15 protein-coding genes and 2 pseudogenes are annotated in these 19,140 nt (G+C 74.9%); 11 read left to right on the top strand and 6 right to left on the bottom strand.

Translation table 11 applies throughout. The annotated features are described in order from the left end of the window. A pseudogene (locus tag B0E53_RS18205) lies at window positions 1-342 on the bottom strand (GNAT family N-acetyltransferase); the annotation flags it as partial. A 79-nt stretch (window positions 343-421) separates the two neighbouring features. On the opposite strand from B0E53_RS18205, the gene fdxA reads away from it, so the two are divergent. After that, window positions 422-748: a ferredoxin gene (gene fdxA, locus B0E53_RS18200; RefSeq protein ID WP_107077162.1), complete on the top strand. Its 327-nt coding sequence runs from the start codon at window positions 422-424 to the stop codon at window positions 746-748. Further along, window positions 745-1,854, top strand: coding sequence for a succinyldiaminopimelate transaminase (dapC, locus tag B0E53_RS18195; protein WP_107077165.1), 1,110 nt, complete (start codon window positions 745-747; stop codon window positions 1,852-1,854). The genes fdxA and dapC overlap by 4 nt, the downstream gene beginning before the upstream one ends. A gap of 103 nt (window positions 1,855-1,957) precedes the next feature. Here the strand turns inward: dapC and B0E53_RS18190 are convergent, their stop codons facing one another. Next, window positions 1,958-3,802 carry a M48 family metallopeptidase gene (locus tag B0E53_RS18190; RefSeq protein ID WP_107077161.1) on the bottom strand — a complete coding sequence of 615 codons (1,845 nt, stop codon included), beginning with the start codon at window positions 3,800-3,802 and terminating at the stop codon, window positions 1,958-1,960. Window positions 3,803-3,989: 187 nt separating this feature from the next. Between B0E53_RS18190 and B0E53_RS18185 the strand changes: the two genes are divergently transcribed. The 4 genes from B0E53_RS18185 (at window position 3,990) to B0E53_RS18170 (ending at window position 7,311) form a co-directional block, all read left to right on the top strand. After that, on the top strand, window positions 3,990-4,916 hold the full coding sequence (locus B0E53_RS18185) for a DUF4034 domain-containing protein (RefSeq protein ID WP_246835461.1): 927 nt from the start codon (window positions 3,990-3,992) through the stop codon (window positions 4,914-4,916). Window positions 4,917-4,991: 75 nt separating this feature from the next. Continuing rightward, window positions 4,992-6,017 (top strand): prephenate dehydrogenase/arogenate dehydrogenase family protein, encoded by a 1,026-nt coding sequence (locus tag B0E53_RS18180; RefSeq protein WP_107077159.1) that lies wholly within the window; start codon window positions 4,992-4,994, stop codon window positions 6,015-6,017. 5 nt (window positions 6,018-6,022) lie between these two features. Then, a complete protein-coding gene (locus B0E53_RS18175; RefSeq protein ID WP_107077158.1) occupies window positions 6,023-6,664 on the top strand; it encodes an SIMPL domain-containing protein in 642 nt (213 codons plus the stop codon). Then, window positions 6,664-7,311 carry a nucleoside/nucleotide kinase family protein gene (locus tag B0E53_RS18170; RefSeq protein ID WP_107077157.1) on the top strand — a complete coding sequence of 216 codons (648 nt, stop codon included), beginning with the start codon at window positions 6,664-6,666 and terminating at the stop codon, window positions 7,309-7,311. The genes B0E53_RS18175 and B0E53_RS18170 overlap by 1 nt, the downstream gene beginning before the upstream one ends. Here the strand turns inward: B0E53_RS18170 and B0E53_RS18165 are convergent. Together B0E53_RS18165 and B0E53_RS18160 are read right to left on the bottom strand one after the other, a co-directional pair. Next, window positions 7,288-9,855 carry a hypothetical protein gene (locus tag B0E53_RS18165; protein WP_107077156.1) on the bottom strand — a complete coding sequence of 856 codons (2,568 nt, stop codon included), beginning with the start codon at window positions 9,853-9,855 and terminating at the stop codon, window positions 7,288-7,290. The genes B0E53_RS18170 and B0E53_RS18165 overlap by 24 nt on opposite strands. An 84-nt stretch (window positions 9,856-9,939) precedes the next feature. Then, a complete protein-coding gene (locus B0E53_RS18160) occupies window positions 9,940-10,506 on the bottom strand; it encodes a sugar O-acetyltransferase (protein WP_107077164.1) in 567 nt (188 codons plus the stop codon). Between the two features lie 143 nt (window positions 10,507-10,649). Here B0E53_RS18160 and B0E53_RS18155 point away from each other — a divergent pair. After that, window positions 10,650-13,923: pseudogene (locus tag B0E53_RS18155) on the top strand (S8 family serine peptidase). A gap of 75 nt (window positions 13,924-13,998) precedes the next feature. Here B0E53_RS18155 and dapD read toward each other — a convergent pair. Further along, window positions 13,999-14,958, bottom strand: coding sequence for a 2,3,4,5-tetrahydropyridine-2,6-dicarboxylate N-succinyltransferase (dapD, locus tag B0E53_RS18150; RefSeq protein ID WP_107077163.1), 960 nt, complete (start codon window positions 14,956-14,958; stop codon window positions 13,999-14,001). A 24-nt stretch (window positions 14,959-14,982) separates the two neighbouring features. On the opposite strand from dapD, the gene dapE reads away from it, so the two are divergent. Further along, entirely contained in the window at window positions 14,983-16,056 is a 1,074-nt protein-coding gene (dapE, locus tag B0E53_RS18145; protein ID WP_107077155.1) for a succinyl-diaminopimelate desuccinylase, read from the top strand. Between the two features lie 58 nt (window positions 16,057-16,114). Here the strand turns inward: dapE and B0E53_RS37660 are convergent, their stop codons facing one another. After that, the gene (locus B0E53_RS37660) at window positions 16,115-16,273 is read right to left on the bottom strand and encodes a hypothetical protein (protein ID WP_168215361.1); all 159 of its coding nucleotides are present in this window, start codon (window positions 16,271-16,273) and stop codon (window positions 16,115-16,117) included. A gap of 156 nt (window positions 16,274-16,429) precedes the next feature. Between B0E53_RS37660 and B0E53_RS18140 the strand changes: the two genes are divergently transcribed. The 3 genes from B0E53_RS18140 to B0E53_RS18130 all read left to right on the top strand — a co-directional run. Next, entirely contained in the window at window positions 16,430-17,296 is an 867-nt protein-coding gene (locus tag B0E53_RS18140; protein ID WP_107077154.1) for a TIGR00730 family Rossman fold protein, read from the top strand. Window positions 17,297-17,298: 2 nt separating this feature from the next. Next, entirely contained in the window at window positions 17,299-17,844 is a 546-nt protein-coding gene (locus B0E53_RS18135) for a TIGR00730 family Rossman fold protein (protein WP_107077153.1), read from the top strand. 144 nt (window positions 17,845-17,988) lie between these two features. After that, window positions 17,989-19,140, top strand: a 1,152-nt coding sequence (locus tag B0E53_RS18130) for a UvrD-helicase domain-containing protein (RefSeq protein WP_146167699.1), incomplete at its 3' end; no start/stop codon positions are given.

Here is a 19,140-nt window from a genome sequence, read left to right as displayed (position 1 = left end):
GACCGGCAGCGCGCTGTTCGCCCGGCCGGTCCAGCCCGCGGCGCTGCGCAGCAGCCAGTCGCCGAGCCGCCCGCGTACCGGGGCGGGCCACGCCTCGTCGGCGGCCAGTTCCAGGGCGATGACGGCGGCGGCCGTCGGCCGGCGGGCGGCCGGCACCCGTTTCGCGCGGTGCACCTGGTCCACCGGGACCCGCAGCCGGCCCCGGTCGGTGGCCAGCGTGATGTGGGTCTCGCTCAGCTCGACCAGTTCGCCGAGCGCGTCCGAGAATAGCGGTCGGCCTTCGCGAATCCCCACAATCCGGCGGACCACGATCCGGTGTCCCACGTCCTGCTGTCGGAGCACGATCGACCCCCTCCCCGGCGAGATACTAGGCTCTAACCGTCGCGGATGATCGCGACGAGTCTTGCGGAGGAGAAGACCGGTGACCTACATCATCGCCGAGCCGTGCGTGGATGTGCTCGACAAGGCATGCATCGAGGAGTGCCCGGTCGACTGCATCTACGAGGGCAATCGGATGCTCTACATCCACCCCGACGAGTGCGTCGACTGTGGTGCCTGTGAGCCGGTCTGCCCGGTCGAAGCGATCTTCTACGAGGACGACGTCCCGGAGCAGTGGAAGGACTACACCGGGGCGAACTACGAGTTCTTCGAGGACCTGGGCTCGCCGGGCGGCGCCTCCAAGATCGGCAAGGTGGAGAAGGACGCGACCTTCGTGGCCGCGCAGCCGCCGCGCGGAGAGGACCACTGAACCGGCCCGCGCCGGTCTCGTCGCGGCTGCCCGACTTCACCTGGGACACCCTGGACGCCGCGGCCGCGACGGCCGCGGCGCACCCGGACGGTCTCATCAACCTCTCGATGGGTACGCCGGTCGACCCGGTGCCGGCGCTGATCCGGCAGGCGCTGGCCGACGCGTCGAACGCGCCGGGCTATCCGCTGACCGCGGGCACTCCCGCGCTGCGGGACGCCATCGCGGCCTGGGTGGCCCGCGCCTGCGGTGCGGGCGTCGACGGGCTGGGGGTGCTGCCCACGATCGGCTCCAAGGAGCTGGTCGCCTGGCTGCCCACGCTGCTCGGCGTCGGCCCCGGCGACGTGGTCGTGGTGCCGTCGATCGCCTACCCGACGTATGAGGACGGGGCCCGGCTGGCCGGCGCCACCACGGTGCGCACCGACTCGCTGACCGCCCTGGGTCCCGACTCGCGGGTCCGGCTGGTCTGGGTGAACTCGCCCGGCAACCCCACCGGGCGGGTGCTGCCCGCCCGTCACCTGCGCAAGGTGGTGGACTGGGCGCGCGAGCGCGGCGCGGTGGTCGCCAGCGACGAGTGCTACCTGCCGCTGGGCTGGGACGCCGAGCCCGTCTCGGTCCTCTCGCCGGAGGTCTGTGGCGGGTCGTACGCGGGCGTGCTGGCGGTGCACTCGCTCTCCAAGCGCTCCAACCTGGCCGGCTACCGGGCCGGCTTCGTGGCCGGTGACCCGGCGCTGGTGGCCGAGCTGCTCAAGATCCGGAAGCATGCCGGCATGATCGTGCCCGCCCCGGTGCAGGCGGCCATGGTGGCCGCGCTGGGCGACCAGGCGCACGCCGACGCGCAGCGGGAGCGTTACCGGGCCCGGCGGGAGAAGCTGTACGCCGCGTTCACCGGCGCCGGCTTCACCGTCGAGCACTCCGAGGCGGGGCTTTACCTCTGGATGACCCGGGACGAGGACTGCTGGGACACCGTCGACTGGCTGGCCCGCCGGGGCATCCTGGTCGCCGCCGGCGTCTTCTACGGTCCGGCCGGCGCCCGGCACGTCCGGGTGGCGCTCACCGAGTCGGACGAGCACGTCGAAGCGGTCGCCGGCCGGCTCGCCCAGCTCTGACCGTTCCCCGGCGGCCGGGCCCGCGTCGGCCCGTCCGGTGGTCGACCGCCCCGCGCACCATGACGCGGCGGCCGGCCCCGGGAGGGCCGGCCGCCGCGGCGTGTCAGTCGTTGATCCGCTGGAACACCCCCAGCAGGGTGTCCCGGCTGTGCTTCTCCAGGAACTCGCTGGCCATCAGCTCCTGCACCGACACGGTCCGGCCGTCGAAGAGGGTGAGGGTGGCCTTCAGCGGCACCTCGCGCTTCACCTCGACCGAGGTGATCTCCTCGTACGGCAGGTACGGGTGCCGGGTGGCCAGGTCGGCGACCGGCACCGCGCCGACGAGCGCGGTGAGCCGCTTCTCGCCCTCGCTGGACCTGCCCGGGTCGGGGATCAGGACCAGGCCGTTGTCGAGCACGAGGATGTCGTGCTCCCGGCCGTCGACCTTGATGTTGGCGAGCCCGCCGATCAGGTCGGCGTTGCGGGCCGATGCCCGGGCCTGCACCACGGTGGCGTGGGCGGCGTCGACGCCCAGCTCGGCGAGGCGGGCCAGTGCCTCGTCCAGGGTCTCCGGGGCGACCGCCAGCTTGGCGATGCCGGCCAGGTCGAGTGGCTCGCCCGCCGGGCCGACCAGCCGGGCCGGTCCCGACCAGGAGAGCTGCCAGCGGGCCCGCCCGGAGCGGACCGCCGCGTTGTCCAGCAGGGTCTCCATCGGCCCGGCGAAGGCCGCGGCGGCCTCCTTGCGGGTGGCGCCGCTGAAGAACTGCTCGGCGAACTCGCCGAGCCGCCCGGCCCGGACCAGGTCCAGCAGGGTCGGCAGGCCCGGGGTGGAGGTGCCGGTGAACCGGCCGGCCGCCCGGTAGATGCCGTCCGCCTGCCGCTGCACGGTGGCGGCCACCGACTCCGCGACGAACTCCGCCCAGGGCAGGAGCCGCCGCGAGCCGTGCTCGACCACCAGGCCCTGGAGCTGCCGCCCGGCCCCGGCCACGTCGGCGAGGAGGGTCCAGGCCGGCCGGTCGTCCGGCGCCACCACCGCGGCGGGCGTGGCGGTCATCGCGGCGACGCGCACGCCGATCGGGGGGTGGGTGTCCCAGCGGGACGGCTCGCGTTCCGGCGCGTTCTCCCGCAGCTCGTCGATCTCGTCCCGGCGGGCCTGGAGCAGCATGGCGAAGCCGCCGAAGAGGTCGTCCGGCGCGAGCCCGGCCGTCCAGCCCGGCTCGACGTAGCGGCGCATGTAGAAGGCCCAGGCCGCGTCGAGCGCGGGCAGCGTGCGCAGCGCCGAGGTGGCCGCCTCGGTCCCGGCGAGCGCCACCGACGACCGGTCCGCCTCCAGCTCCTGCCGGCGCGAGGCGGCGTTGTCGACCATCAGGTAGAGCTTCGAGTAGCCCTTGAATACCCAGCCGACCGGATTGCGTGGGCTGATCCGCTCGACGGTCTCCTCGATGGCCAGCCGGCCCCGGTAGGCGACCCCGCCCAGCCGGGTGTGCTGGCCGGAGTAGTGGCCCAGCTCGTGTGCCAGCACCGAGCGGAGCTGGTCGATCCGCATGGCCTGGAGCAGCGGCAGCCCGATGTAGAGGGTGCGCCGGCCGCCGATCAGGCCGAGCAGCCGGCTCTGCTCGCCGACCGCCGCGTTGACCTCGGGCACCAGGCGGATCTCGTCGGGCGCGCGGGTCCCGACGGCCGTGGCCAGCTCCCGGACCGTGGCCCAGAGCCGCGGCGCCGCCGCCCGCTCGTCCAGGATCAGGCCGGGCGCCGGCTCGTTCTTCGTACGGATCGCCTTCCACAGCCCGACCCCGACCGCGCCGAGGGCGACCACCAGAGGGAGCAGCAGCTTGCCGGTGACCAGGCCGCTGGTGTGGCTGAACAGCCAGACGCCGAGCGCGGCCACGGCGGCGAGCTGGAGCAGCGCGACGACGTAGAAACCGATCAACATGACCACCGAGGCGAGCGCCCGGTACGTGGCGGACATGTGCATCCTTTCCCCCGTTTGGACCGGCCCGTCCGGTGGGCCGCCGGGGGACCGTACGACGTGAGCGCTGCTCGGACAACCCCCTTCCGTGCCCATCCGGCCCGCCCTACGATCTCCCTCGACACGCACGGGGGAGGACGAGAGCATGTGGCCGTTCCGGCGGAGGACGAAGCAGCAGAGTGGGCCGGTGCTCCCGGTCGACCCGACGATGGGTGACCCTGCCGCCCGCGCGCTCTCCGAGGCGCTGGCCCGGCGGGACTGGCGGGCCGCCCGGGACGTGCTGGTCGCCGTCACCGACCCGGACCACCAGGCGTTCTGCCTCTCCGCCGCCGGCCGGGTGCCGGGCGTGCAGGAGTGGATCGGCGAGTGGGCCGACGCCGAGCCGCGCGCCACCCTCCCGCTGCTGGTCCGGGGCACCCACGCGGTGCACTGGGCCTGGGAGGCCCGGGGCGGCGGGTCCGCCTCGCTGACCAGCCAGGAGCAGTTCCGCGAGTTCCGCAAGCGGCTGACCTTCGCCGAGAACCTGTTGGACGAGGTGGCGGCGCGGGACCCGGACGACACCACCGCCCGGGCCTTCCTGGTCACCTCGGCCCGGGGCCGCCAGGTGGACCGGGACGAGGCGGCACGGCGCTTCGCCGAGGTGGTCGCCCGGCACCCCTGGCACCGGCTGGCCCACGTCCAGATGCTCCAGTACCGGTGCGCCAAGTGGTTCGGCAGCGACGAGGAGATGTTCGAGTTCGCCCGGAGCGCGGCGGCGAAGGCGCCGGCCGCCAGCGGCCTGGCCCATCTGGTCGCGGCGGCCCACCTGGAGATGTGGCTGAAGCTGCCGGCCGGCGAGGACGCCGACCACCTCCGCGATCCCGAGGTGCTCGCCGAGCTGCGCGCCGCGGCCGACCATTCGGTGCGCCACCCGGAGCACGGCCGGTACCCGGGCTGGCCGCAGCCGCACAACAACTTCGCCATGTGCTTCGCGGTGGGCGGCGACCACGCCGCCGCGGCGGAGCGCTTCCAGGCGCTCGGTGACCTGGTCACCGAGCTCCCGTGGACGTATCTGGGCGATCCGGGGAGCGCGTTCACCCGGTGGCGGCGGACGGTGACGGACAGCCAGGGCTGAGCCCCGGACGGTATCCTCGGCGGGACTTGCAGCGGGGCCGGCCGGCTCCGGACGACGGGACGCCGAGGTGGGCCGATGGTGGGCGGGGCCGGCGGGCAGGCACGCGTGGCGGTGGTCGGCACCGGCCTGATCGGGGGGTCGGTGCTGTTCCGGCTCCGCGACGCCGGGCTCGACGTGGCCGGCTGGGACCCGGATCCGGCGACCCGGCGGCGGGTCCGCGAACAGGGGGTCAGCGCGCCGGACACCGTCGAGGAGGCGGTCGCCGGCCGGGACGTGGTGTTCCTCTGCGGCCCGCTGCCCACCCTGCCCGTGACGCTGGCCCGGGTGGCCGCGGCCACCGACGACCGCTGCGTGCTCACCGACGTGGGCAGCACCAAGGCCGAGGTGGCCACCGCCGCCGCCACGCAGGGGCTCGGGCACCGGTTCGTGCCCGGCCACCCGATGGCCGGCGCCGACCGGGCCGGTCTCGGCGCGGCCACCACCGGGCTGCTCGACGGGGCGGCGTGGGTGCTCTGCCCGGGGCCGACCGGAATGGCCGCGTTCCGCCGGCTCGCCGCGCTGCTCATCGACGTCTTCCACGCCCGGGTGGTACCGATGTCCGCCCCGGAGCACGACGACGCCGCCGCGCTCGCCTCGCACCTGCCCCACCTGCTCGCCGGCGCGCTGGCCGGGACGGTCCAGCGCTCGGCGCTGCGCGACGCGGTGCTCGCGCTCGCCGCCGGCAGCTTCTCCGACGGCACCCGGGTCGCCGGCGGCCCGCCCGAACGGACCGCGAACATGCTGCTCGGCAACCGGGAGCGGGTGCTGGCGGAGCTGGACGCGGTCCGGGCCTACCTCGACGACCTGGGCGAGGCGCTGCGGGCCGGCGACCTCGGGAAGCTGGCCGGCCGGCTGGCCGAGGGCCGCACCGCCCGGGCCGCGTTGCGCGGGCGCGCGTTCACCGCCCACCGGCGTGAGTTCCCGGCCGCCGCCGACCACGCCGGGGAGCTGGCCTACCTGCGGGAGCTGGGCGCGGCCGGCGGCCACCTGACCGGCTGCCGGGTGGCGGGCGGCGCGGTCACCTACACGGCGCACCTTCCGGCCACCCCGCCACTAGGCTGAGGAACATGGCGGACGCACCGGTCGTGGCGGTACGCGGCGAGGCGTACCGGGAGGTGCCCCCCGAGCTGGCCCGGTTCACGGTGACCGCGACCGCGCGGGACCGCGACCGGGAGACCACGCTGACCCGGTTGGCCGAGCGGACCGCCGCCGTGCGGGTGCTGCTCGACGCGGCCGAGCCGGCCGTGGAGCGGCGGGAGACCGGCCAGCTGCGGGTCTGGCCGGAGACGAAGCGCTCGGGTGAGCGGGTGGTGGCCTACCACGGCAGCGTCACCACCACGGTCACCGTTGTCGACTTCACCGCGCTCGGCGAGCTGATGCTCCGCCTGGCCGACCAGGAGCAGGTCGAGGTGGCCGGTCCGTGGTGGTCGCTGCGGGCGGACAGCCCGGCGTACCGGGAGGCCCGGCACGCCGCGATCGCGGACGCCCTGGCCCGCGCCCGGGAATACGCCGAAGCGCTCGGCGCCCGGGTGACCGCCCTGCTGGAGCTGGCCGACACCGGCCTGGCCACCGCCCCGCCGATGATGGCGAAGGCGGGCTTCGGCCGGGCCGGGGAGACCGCCCCCGAGCTGGAGCTGGATCCGCAGCCGCAGCCGGTGCAGGCGGCCGTCGAGGCCCGGTTCACCATCAGCGAACCGGTGCTCGGCTGATGCCGCCCGCGCAGGTGCTCCCGCTCGACGAGCTGGTGGACCGGGCCCGGGCCCTCGCCGCGGACGGCCCGCGGCAGCTGCTCGGCATCGCCGGGGCGCCCGGGGCGGGCAAGTCCACGCTGGCCGAGCGGCTCGTGGCCGAGGTCGGTCCGGCCGCCCGGCTGGTGCCGATGGACGGCTTCCACCTGGCCCAGGCGGAGCTGGTCCGGCTGGGCCGGGACGGGCGCAAGGGCGCGCCGGACACGTTCGACGTGAACGGCTTCGTCTCCGTCCTGCGCCGGCTGCGCCGGTTGGAGCCGACCTCGGTGTGGGCGCCGGCGTTCCGCCGCGACCTGGAGGAGCCGGTCGCCGGGGCCATCGAGGTGCCGCCCGAGGTGCGGCTGGTGGTGACCGAGGGCAACTACCTGCTGCTGCGCGACGACCCGTGGGAGGAGGTGCGCACGCTGCTGCACCAGATCTGGTTCCTCGACCTCGACGCGGAGCTGCGGGTGCGCCGGCTCACCGCCCGGCACGAGGCGTACGGGAAGTCGCCGGAGCAGGCCCGCGCCTGGGCGCTCGGCAGCGACGAGGCGAACGCCCGGCTGGTCGCCGGCACGGCGGGGCACGCCGACCTGGTGGTCCGGCTAGCCGACCCGCTGCCGGGGTGACGGCACGGCCCGGCGCAGCAGCCGGGCCACCACCGCCCGCTCGCGGATGAACTCGGCCGCCTCCGGATAGCCGCTGTGGTTGTGGATCGGCGGGTCGGCCACCTCGCCCCCGGTGGGGTGCAGCGCCTCCGGGTCGACCACCGGCACGTCCCGTTCCCCTGCGCTGACCTGCCAGCCCAGCGGATCGGTGTCGCGCCAGAAGTTGGTCCAGGTGACGTGGCCGCCGGGCCAGGTGAGCGCCCGGGCCAGGGTGCGCAGCCGCTCCGGGCCGAAGTACGCGGGGAAGATCCGGCCGTAGAGCCGGGTGAGCTGGCAGCCGTAGGAGAAGAACCAGATCCGTCGCCGCCAGCGGCGGGGCAGCTGGAGCAGCATGGCGGCGCAGATGACGGTGCCCTGGCTGTGCCCGGAGAGGATCACCCCGTCCATCCGGTCCGGGTGGTGCGGGGGGAGCGCGAGCAGCCCGGCGACCCGGGTCTGGAGCTCCGGCACGGCGCGCTCGGCATAGCTGGGCGGGGCGAGCGGGTGCGCGGCACGGGGCCAGAAGGTGCCGACGTCCCAGATGACGCCGACCGAGCGGCGCACCGTGTCGGTGCGGTAGACCAGCAGCCCGAGCGCGCTCATCACCACAGGCAGCCAGCCGAGCACGGTGTCGCCCTGGTCGGCCGCCCAGTGGATGACGGCCTGCCAGCCGGAGGGGGCGAGCGGGCTGGGCCGCCTCTGGGAGAGCGCGGCCGCGCAGCAGAGCGTCACCAGCACCACGGAGACGGTCGCGTAGCAGCCGACCAGGCGGATCGCGTGCTCGCCGACCAGCCGGTGCAGCGCGCGGAACGTGCTGACGTCGCGGCAGCGGCGCAGGTCGTGCGGCGAGAGGCCGGCGCCGTCGGCGGTGAGCGCGGCGTACTCGGCCCGGCGCAGCGACTGGAGCAGCACGCCCGCCCGGACCAGCAGCGCGAGCAGGGCGACCAGGCCGATCACGCAGGCCAGCCCGGCCCAGAAGACGGCGAGCGGGGGCACCACCCGGCTCTGGCCGCTCGGGTCGGCCCGGCTGTCCAGCCGGTCGCTGACCCAGTAGAGCAGGCCGGCGCAGTAGGCGACCGCCGTCATCCAGCCGAAGCCGGCGATGAGCGCCGGGCCACGCCCGCCCCAGGCCAGGTCGGTGTACGCGCCGAGCGGCTGCACCGGCACGGCCGGCCGGGTCCGCGGCAGCAGCAGGCCGGTCAGGGCGACCGCGACGGCCGGCACGGCGAGCATCCAGGTGTTCAGCCCCTGCGGTGCGGGAGGCAGGCCGGGCAGGCCGCGCTCGGTCCAGGCCACCCCGAGCGGCAGCAGCACGCTGCCGGCCACCGGGCCGAACAGCGCCCGCGGCCCGGAGCGGTTCACCGCGCCGATGGTGACCAGCAGCAGCAGTTGGTACGTGGCCAGCCAGGCGACCGCCGTGTCGTACCCGGGCAGCGACCGGTCGGTCCGGCAGCCGGCGATGCCCGGGTCGGCCACGCACCCGGTGGGCGGCCGGTACGCGGACAGCGGCCGGCCGGCCGGACCGTCGGGCAGCAGCAGGAGGGTGAACGTCCCGGCCAGCCCCAGCCCGGTGAGCAGCGCCACGGCGGCGCTCCACCGGCCGAGCGGGGTGGCGCCCTGCCGCCGGGTCAGCCAGGGTCGGCCCAGGGCGACCACGGCGATCGCCACCACGGCCGTGAGCATGCCGACGGTGGCCCAGGCGACCGCGGCCCGCGGCCCGCGCGGCGGGTCCATGATGATCACCGCGGCCACCGGCACCGCCGCCGCGACCACCGCCCCGGTGCACAGGTGCAGCACGGCCGCCCGGCGCAGTTGCCCCTCGCCGTTCCAGAAGGTCGGGTCCTGGAGCGGGTTCTCCAGCGGCTGCGGCCGTTCGGCCGGCGAGCCGTCCTCGCCGGGGTGCGGTTCGGCGGGCATCTCCGCCTCGTACTGGTAGGTGCGCCAGGCGACGAGGCCGAGACCGGCCAGCAGGAGCAGCGGCAGCAGCAACCCCACGGCGAGCGCCCGGGTGTCCTTGCGCCACCACTGGTTGCCGAGGAACTCCCACGGGCCGGGGAGGTGGCCGAGGCAGTCCGGGCCGACGCACTGCCAGCCGATCAGGTCCACGCCGATCCCGGTCGCTGTGATCACCAGGGTGCCGGTGAGGCTCAGGCAGAACAGCCGGATGAGCCAGGCCGTGATCCCGGAGCGGCTGGCCCAGCGTTCCCGGTCCGGGTCCGCCGGGATGCCGGTGCGGGCGTAGAGCGCCACGTTGGCCAGGGTGAAGGGGAGCAGCAGCGTCCACAGGGCCCGCTCGACGTCGCGCCGGGTCCGCGCGCCGGAGGTCAACTGCCCCCAGCTGTACGCCTCGACCGTGATCGGGTCGTCCCGGCCGGCGGTGCTGGCGCGGTAGAAGCCGGTGACGGCACCGCCGGCGACCAGCCCGGGCTGCGCGCCGTCACCGCCGGGACCGGGGCGCAGCCCGAGCAGTTGGTCGGGCGGGGTGTTCGACACCCCGTGCACCCGCAGTTCGAGCACCCGTTCCATCGCGCCCCCTGGGTGAACCGGTCACTACCCAGGGTGCACCCTCGGTGCGGAATCCGCACCCGGTCGGAGGGTCGTTTCAGCAGCTCAGAGGGTCTGTTCCAGGTCGCGGACCGGACGGGCGGGGTTACCCAGGGCCACCACATTGGGGGATAGGTCCCGGGTCACCACGGCGCCCGCGCCGACCACCGTGTTCTCCCCGATGGTCACGCCGGCCAGCACGATGACCCCGCCACCGAGCCAGACGTTGTCGCCGATGGTGATCGGCTCGGCCGCCTCCCACTTGTCCCGCCGGGCCGCCGGGTCGACCGGGTGGGTGGCGGTGAGCAGCTGCACGTTGGGTCCGATCTGGACGTCGGCGCCGATGGTGATCCGGGCGACGTCCAGGAACACCGCGTTGAAGTTGACGAAGCAGCGCGGACCGAGGTGGGTCTGGTGGCCGTAGTCGCAGTGGAACGGTGGCCGGACCCAGGTGTCCTCGCCGACCGAGCCGAGCAGGTCGCGCAGGGCGGCGAGGCGCCCCTCGGGGTCGTCGGCGGAGCTGCGGTTGAAGCGCTCGCTGAGCCGGGCGGCCCGGTCCAGGTCGGCGATGATCTCGGGGTCGTCGGCGATGTAGGGCTCGCCGGCGAGCATGCGGTCCTTCATGGCGCTCACCCCGGGGATCATGCCGGGCGCGGCGGTGGATGCGGTACCGGTTCCGTCGGATTGGCGACTTCCGATTGCATACGCGGTATGCAATTCTGGCAGTCCGCGTCGATGTACTCCCATCGATAAAGACGCTTGACGAAGGAGGAACGTTGCGCCGAAACCGAAGAAGAATCGCCGGCCTCGGCCTCACCCTGGGGCTGGCGCTGGGCGTGCCCCTGCCGGCCTCAGCCGCCCCGCCGGCAGCCCCGGACGGCACCCCCGCCGCGGCGCCACGCGCCGGCAACCCGGTCACCGTCACCCTGATCACCGGCGACCGGGTCACCGTCACCGCCGGCGGCCAGGCGGCGGTCCGCCCCGGCGCCGGACGCGCTGCCCCTGGTGCGGGCCGGCCGGGTCGACCGGCGGCTGTTCGACGTCACCGGACTGGCCGCGGCCGGCTACGACGACGCCCGGCGGGACACGCTGCCGCTGCTGGTGTCGTACCGACCGGGGTCGGCCCGACGGGCGGCGGCCCCGGTGGCCGGCACCCGGGTGACCCGCGACCTGCCGGCGATCCGCGGCGCGGCGCTGGTCGCCACGAAGGCCGACGCCGGCGCGGTCTGGAGCGCGGTCCGGGCGGACCGGGCCGGCGCCCGGGTCGACGCGGCGGGGGATGTCGACCGGATCTGGCTGGACGGCCGGCGGCGGGTGACGCTGGACCACAGCGTGCCGCAGATCGGCGCCCCCACCGCGTGGGCCGCCGGCTTCACCGGCAAGGGGGTCAGCGTCGCGGTGCTCGACACCGGCGTCGACCTCAGCCACCCGGACCTGGCCGGCAAGGTCGCCGACGCGCGCAACTTCAGCGAGGCGGCCGAGTCGGACGACATGGTCGGGCACGGCACCCACGTCGCCTCGATCATCGCGGGCAGCGGGGCCGCCTCCGGCGGGAAGTACCGGGGCGTCGCCCCCGACGCCACCCTGCTCTCCGGCAAGGTCTGCGAGAACCAGGGCTGCACCGAGTCGGCCATCCTCGCCGGCATGCAGTGGGCCGCGGCCGAGAAGCACGCCACCGTGGTCAACATGAGCCTCAGTGGCACGGACTTCCCCGAGGTCGACCCGCTGGAGCAGGCCGTCGAGACGCTGACCGCGCAGACCGGCACGCTCTTCGTGGTTGCCGCCGGCAACGACGGCGCCGACGGCTCGGTCGGCTCGCCGGCCACCGCCGACGCCGCGCTGGCGGTCGGCGCGGTCGACCGGGACGATGCCCTGGCCGACTTCTCCAGCCGCGGGCCTCGGGTCGACGGCGGGCTCAAGCCCGACATCACCGCCCCCGGCGTCGAGATCGTGGCCGCCCGGGCCGCCAACGGCGCCATCGGCGACCCGGTGGGAGAGAAGTACGTCTCCCTCTCCGGCACCTCGATGGCCACCCCGCATGTGGCCGGCGCGGCGGCGCTGCTCGCCCAGCAGCACCCCGGCTGGACGGCGGGGCGGTACAAGGCCACCCTGATGGCCTCGGCGAGGCCGCACCCCGACCAGACGGCGTTCCAGCAGGGCGCGGGACGGGTCGACGTGGCGCACGCGATCACCGAGCAGGTGACCAGCGAACCGCCGAGCGTCTCGTTCGGGGTGGCGGCCTGGCCGCACGGCGACGACCAGCCGACCGCCCGCACGGTCACCTACCGCAACGGCGGGACCGCCCCGCTCACCCTCGACCTCACCACCGAGGTCACCGGCCCGGACGGACGCTCCGCCCCGGCCGGCATGTTCACCCTCGGCACGTCCCGGCTCACCGTGCCGGCCGGCGGGACGGCCCAGGTCACCGTCACCGCGGACACCCGGCTCGGCGGCCTGGACGGCTACTGGACCGGCCGGCTGGTCGCCCGCGCGGGCGAGGCGACCGCGGTGACCCCGCTGGCGGTGAACCGCGAGGTGGAGAGCTACGACCTGACCGTCGCGCACCGGGACCGGGCCGGCGCGCTCACCGGTGACTACTTCACCACCGTGGTCGGTCTGGACGGCGTCGTCTACCGGGACGTCTTCGATCCCGACGGCGAGGCCCGGATCCGCCTGCCGAAGGGCCGGTACGGCGTGAACAGCCTGATCTACCGGCCGGGCGACGAGGGCTGGACCGAGGTGTCCATGCTGGCCCAGCCCGAGCTGGTGGTGAGCGGCGACCAGCGGCTCACCATCGACGCCCGGCGGGCGAAGCCGGTCCGGTCCACCGTGCCGCAGCGTGGCGCGGCGCCGCTGCTGATCGACCTCTCGGCCAACTGGTCCACCGAGGAGTTCTTCTACGGGTTCGCGCTCTGGGCGTCCAGCTTCGACGGCCTCTACAGTGCCCAGCTCGGGCGCAGCGTCTCCGACTCGCTCTTCGTCGGCGCCCTGGCCAGCCAGTGGGCCGAGCCCACGGCGCCGGAACGCAGCCCGTACTTCTACGCCGTCAACGAGCTGTTCCCGGGCCGGATGCCGACCGGGTTCGTCCGGCACTACCGGCCGGCCGACCTGGCCACCGTGACGCACCGGTTCGCGGCCGGCTACGCGGGGCTGGAGAACGAGCGGATCGTCTTCCCGGACTCCGACTACAACATCGGCGGCTCGGCGATCGTCGTGCCCGTTCCGGTGCCCGGCAGGCGGGTCGAGCACTACAGCACGGCCCGTACCCGCTGGAGTTCCGAACTGGGCTTCGGCCAGCGGGGCGAGGACGGCTGGCTGGAGGTGCGGGCGGTGCTGGAGTCGGTGCCCACCCGGTACCGGGCCGGCCGGACCTACCGGGAGGACTGGAACAGCGGGCCGTACGGGCCGTCCTTCCCGCAGCCGCGCTGGCCGGAGCAGGGCATCACGCGCAACGGCGACACCCTCGTCGTCGCCCTGCCGGTGCACAGCGACGCCGCCGGCCACCCCGGGGGCTCGCTCAACGACACCGAACGGACCGCCCTCTACCGCAACGGGAAGCTGCTCGCCGAGCAGGCCGCTGCGGGGTACGGCGAGTTCCAGGTGCCGCCGGGCGCGGCGAGCTACCGGCTGGAGACCTCGGCCACCCGGGGCTTCACCGACCTGAGCACCGAGGTGTCGGCGAGCTGGACGTTCCGCTCCAGGCGCGTCCCGGGTGACGACTGGGTGCGGCTGCCCGCCATGGCGGTCCGCTTCGCCCCGCCGCTGGCCGTGGACAACAGCGCCCCGGCCGGCCGGACCTTCACCATTCCGGTGACGGTGCAGCGGCAGCCCGGCGCGCCGGCCGCCCCGGTCGCGGCGCTCACCGTCGACGTCTCGTACGACGGCGGGAAGACCTGGCGCAAGGCGGCCCTGCACAAGCAGGGCGCGGGCTGGGCGGCCACGGTCCGGCACCCGGCCGGCCCCGGCTACGTCTCGTTGCGGGCCGCCGCCCGGGACGGCGCCGGCAACACGGTCACCCAGCGGATCATCCAGGCGTACCGCCTGCGGTGAACCCGGTCGTCCGGGCCCGCGACGGGCCGGACGGCGGACGGGCCGGGGCCTCGCGCCCCGGCCCGCTCCGCGTCGTCAGTCGTTGGCGTGCAGCGCCGCGTTCAGCTCGATGCCCCGGCCGGTGCGCGGCTTCGCCTCCAGCGCGCCGGTCACCGAGTTGCGCCAGAACAGCAGGCCGTCCACCCCGGACAGCTCGCGGGCCTTGACCACCCGGCCGTCCGGGAGGCTGATCTTGGAGGCGGCGGTGATGTAGCAGCCGGCCTCCACCACGCAGTCGTCGCCGAGGGTGATGCCCACCCCGGCGTTCGCGCCCACCAGGCTCCGCTCGCCGATGCGCACCTTCTCGGTGCCGCCGCCGGAGAGGGTGCCCATGATCGACGCGCCGCCGCCGATGTCGGAGCCGTCGCCGACCACCACGCCCTGCACGATCCGCCCCTCGACCATCGAGGTGCCCAGCGTGCCGGCGTTGAAGTTGACGAAGCCCTCGTGCATCACGGTGGTGCCGGCGGCCAGGTGCGCGCCGAGCCGGACCCGGTCGGCGTCGGCGATCCGCACGCCGGCGGGGACCACGTAGTCGGTCATTCGGGGGAACTTGTCCACCCCGTGGACGCTCAGGTGGCGGCCGGCGGCCCGCTCGATGACCCGCAGCTCGTCGACCCGCTCCGGCGGGCACGGCCCGGCCGAGGTCCAGGCCACGTTGGCCAGCTTGCCGAAGATGCCGTCGAGGTTCAGCTCGTTGGGCCGCACCAGGCGGTGGGAGAGCAGGTGCAACCGGAGGTACGCGTCGGCGGCGTCCTTGATCGGGTCGTCCAGCGAGCCGACCACGGTGACCACCTGGACCGTACGGAGGCCGGGCAGCGCCCGCTCGCCGATCGCGCCGGGCGGCAGGTCGAGCACGTCGGCCTGGTCCTCCCCGGGGACCAGCGGCAGCTCGCCGAGCCCCAGCTTGCCGGTCGGGTACCAGGTGTCCAGCACCTGGTCTTCAGCGGTGATCGTGGCCAGGCCGATGCCCCAGGCAGACTGTGCGGTCGTCACGAAAATGACGGTACCGTGCCACACATGCAGAACCCGTTGACCCCCGAGGTCTTGGCCGATCCGGTGGCGCTGACCCGCGCGCTGGTCGACATCGAGTCCGTCTCCCTCAACGAGAAGGCGATCGCCGACTGCGTCGAGGAGGTGCTGCGGGGCGTGCCCCACCTCACCACCTACCGGCACTCCAACACGGTGATGGCGCGTACCGACCTGGGCCGGGCGCAGCGGGTGGTGCTCGCCGGCCACCTGGACACCGTCCCGCTGAACGACAACTTCCCGTCGACCATGCGCGGCGACCTGATGTACGGCTGCGGCACCTCCGACATGAAGTCCGGCGTGGCCTTCGCGCTGCACCTGGCGGTGACCCTGCCCGACCCGCGCTACGACGTCACCTACTTCTTCTACGAGGCCGAGGAGATCGAGTCCCGCTACAACGGCCTCACCCTGGTCTCCGAGGCGCACCCGGAGTGGCTGGAGGCCGACTTCGCGGTGCTGCTGGAGCCGACGTACGGGATCGTCGAGGCGGGCTGCCAGGGCACCATGCGGGCGATCGTCACCACCCACGGCGAGCGGGCCCACGCGGCCCGGTCCTGGCACGGGGTGAACGCCATCCACGGCGCCGGCGAGGTGCTGCGCAGGCTGACCACGTACGAGGCACGCCGGGTGACCATCGAGGGCTGTGACTACCGCGAGGGCCTGAACGCGGTGCGGATCACCGGCGGGGTGGCGGGCAACGTCATCCCGGACCGCTGCGACATCGAGATCAACTACCGGTACGCCCCGGACCGTGACCCGGCCGCGGCCGAGGCGCACCTGCGCGAGGTGTTCGCCGGCTTCGACCTGGCGGTCACCGACGCGGCGGCCGGCGCGGCCCCGGGCCTGGACAACCCGCCGGCGCAGGAGTTCCTGGCCGCGGTCGGCGCGGCCCCGATCGGCAAGTTGGGCTGGACGGACGTGGCCCGGTTCGCGGCCATGGGCATCCCGGCGCTGAACTTCGGTCCCGGCGACCCCAACCTGGCCCATCACAAGGACGAGCACGTCGAGCTGACCAAGATCCGCGACGGCGCGGCCACCCTGCACCGCTGGCTCGCCTCGTCCTGAGAGCACGACCGGGGGCCCGCGTCGCTGACGCGGACCCCCGGATCGGCCGGCCGGACCGTCAGACGGTGGTGGTCAGCGGCGTGTCCGTCTCGGTGCTTTCGCCGGTGAGGTCGGTGTGGGCTTCCATCATCCGGGCGCGGCGGCGCTCGGCCACCACGTCACGGATCCGCCGCTGCATCTGCCGGCGGATCCGGATCATCTCGCTGTTGCTGATCAACGCTGGCTCCTCCCCCGAAGGCGCGTCGCCGGGGCATACCCGGTATGTGAATAGTAAGACGTACGAGCGAGCCATTTAGTTGCCCATGATCACGAAGAATTTCTCCGGGTCGCCCGCCTCCGCACCGCGCCGCCCCGCCTCCACTACGGTGGCCCCATGAGCCAGAGCAACGGAGGGCCGGCCGGCCGCGGGCTGAGCGGGGAACGGCACCGGGGCGCCGTCACGCTGCGCAACCGGGCCATCCCGACCAGCACCGCCGACCAGCGGCTGCTCGACTCCCGGGGCCGGGGCGACTGGAAGACCAAGGACGCCTGGCGGGCGCTGCGCATCCTGTCCGAGTTCGTCGAGGGCTTCGACACCCTCGCCGACCTGCCGGCCGCGGTCAGCGTCTTCGGCTCGGCCCGGAGCAAGCCGGAGAGCCCCGAGTGCCGGCTGGCCGAGGAGCTGGGCGGCGCGCTGGCCCGGGCCGGCTACGCGGTGATCACCGGCGGCGGGCCGGGCGTGATGGAGGCGGCCAACCGGGGCGCCGGCCAGGCGGGCGGGCTCTCCGTGGGGCTGGGCATCGAGTTGCCGTTCGAGCAGGGCCTCAACGACTGGGTCGACCTGGCCATCGACTTCCGCTACTTCTTCGCCCGCAAGACCATGTTCGTCAAGTACGCCCAGGCCTTCGTGGTGCTGCCCGGCGGCTTCGGCACCATGGACGAGCTCTTCGAGGCGCTCACCCTGGTGCAGACCGGCAAGGTGACCCGCTTCCCGGTGGTGCTGATGGGCGTCGACTACTGGCGGGGCCTGCTCGACTGGCTGCGGGACAGCATGGCCGCCGAGGGCAAGATCGGCCCGACCGACCTGGACCTGATCTGCCTCACCGACGACGTCAACGAGGCGGTCCGGCACATCGTGGAGGCCGAGGCGGTGCTCTCCGCCGAGCAGGAGGCGGTCCGCGAGGAGGCGGTCGCCCGGGTCGCCGCCGACCAGCGGGCCGCCGCCGAGGCCGCCCCCGAAGGACCGGCGGAGCAGGGCTGACCATGGCCAACATCTGCGTGTTCTGCGCGTCCTCGCGCACCCTCGACGCCCGCTGGCTGGACCTGGCCACCGAGACCGGCGCGGCGCTGGCCCGGCGCGGGCACACGCTGGTCAGCGGCGGCGGGTGCGTGGGGATGATGGGCGCGGTGGCCGACGGGGCGCGGGCCGCGGGCGGCCGGACCCTCGGTGTCATCCCGCAGGCCCTGGTCGATCTGGAGGTCGCCGACCTGGCCTCCGACGAGCTGCTGGTCACCGACGGGATGGCCAGCCGCAAGACCCTGATGATCGACAAGTCGGACGCGTTCGTCGCCCTGCCCGGCGGTCTCGGCACCCTGGACGAGCTCTTCGAGGTCTGGACGACCGCCACCCTGGCCATGCACGCCAAGCCGATGGTGCTGGTCGACGCCGGCGGCTTCTACCGCCCGCTCCTCGACTGGCTGCGCACCCTGGCCGGCCAGCACTTCCTCAAGCCCGCCGGCCTCGACCTCCTCCTGGTGGCGGACACGGTCCCCCAGGCCCTCGACCTCCTGGACGCCCGCCTGGCCTGACCCGCGCCCGCCGCTGTCGATCATGAGGTTGGCGCCGTGGTCGATTTCCCTGGCTGCCGCCATCCTCATGATCGACGTGAGCTGGGGGTGCGGGGGCGGGCGGCAGGTTTCCGGGTGTCGTACCGGCGTGGTGGGATGTCGGTGATGCAGGCGTACCGGTTGGTGCGCCGGCCCGGTGGGGTGGGGACGGGGGTCTCCCGCGCCGCCGGGGCGGGGCAGGGGGGTGGTCGGTCCGGTGGGCCGGCCGAGACGGAGCCGCGATCCGGGGGGTCCGCGGGCGATGCCGCGTACCCGCCGCCGCACCGGCCGGATCCGGTGCAGGCCGAGGTCGTCGCGCACACCGACGGGCCCATGCTGGTCGTCGGCGGCCCCGGCACCGGCAAGACCCGCACCCTGGTCGAGGCGGTCGCCGCCCGGGTGGCCGAGGGCGTCGACCCGGAGCACGTCCTGGTGCTCACCTTCGGCCGGCGGGGCGCCACCGAACTGCGCCACCGGATCGAGGCGCGGATCGCCGGCGACGGCCACCGCGTGGTCCGCGAGCCGCTGGTCCGCACCTTCCCGGCGTACGCCTTCGGGCTGCTCCGCCGGGCCGCCGCCGAGCGCGGCGAACCCTCACCCCGGCTGCTCACCGGCCCCGAGCAGGATCTGATCATCCGCGAGCTGCTCGACGTGGTGGGCGAGGAGCCGGCGGACGACCCGGTCGGGTGGCCGGAGGACCTGCTCCCGGCGCTGCGTACCCGGGCCTTCGCCCAGCAGCTCCGCGACCTGCTGATGCGCGCCGCCGAGCGGGGCGTCGGCCCGGTCGAACTGGCCCGGCTGGGGGAGAAGCTGGGCCGCGCCGACTGGCCGGCCGCCGCCCGCTTCCTCCGCGAGTACGTGGCCGTCCTCGCCCTCCGCGACGTGAGCAACCGGGGCTCGATCGCGTACGACCCGGCCGAGCTGGTCCGGGCTGCCACCGGCATGCTCCTCGACGACCCGGCGCTGCTGGCCGCCGAGCGCCGACGGCTGGCCCACGTCTACGTCGACGAGCTGGCCGACACCGACCCCGCCCAGCTCGACCTGCTCGCCGTCGTGGCCGGCAACGGCAAGTCCCTGGTCGCCTTCGCCGACCCGGACTCCTCCACGTACGCCTTCCGCGGCGCCGACCCGGCCGGGGTGACCACCTTCCCGCACCGGTTCCGCACCGCCTCCGGCGCGCCGGCGGCCCAGGTCACGCTGACCACCTCCTACCGGGCCGGCCCGGAGCTGCTGGCGGCGACCGCCCGGCTGGCCCGCCGGCTGCGCGGCCCGGCGGCG

Origin of the sequence: Micromonospora sp. MH33 (genome assembly GCF_003013775.1) — a bacterium.
GTDB lineage: Bacteria > Actinomycetota > Actinomycetes > Mycobacteriales > Micromonosporaceae > Micromonospora > Micromonospora fulviviridis.
Note: the sequence above shows the minus strand (reverse complement) of the source record. Positions and strands in the feature narration are given on the sequence as shown.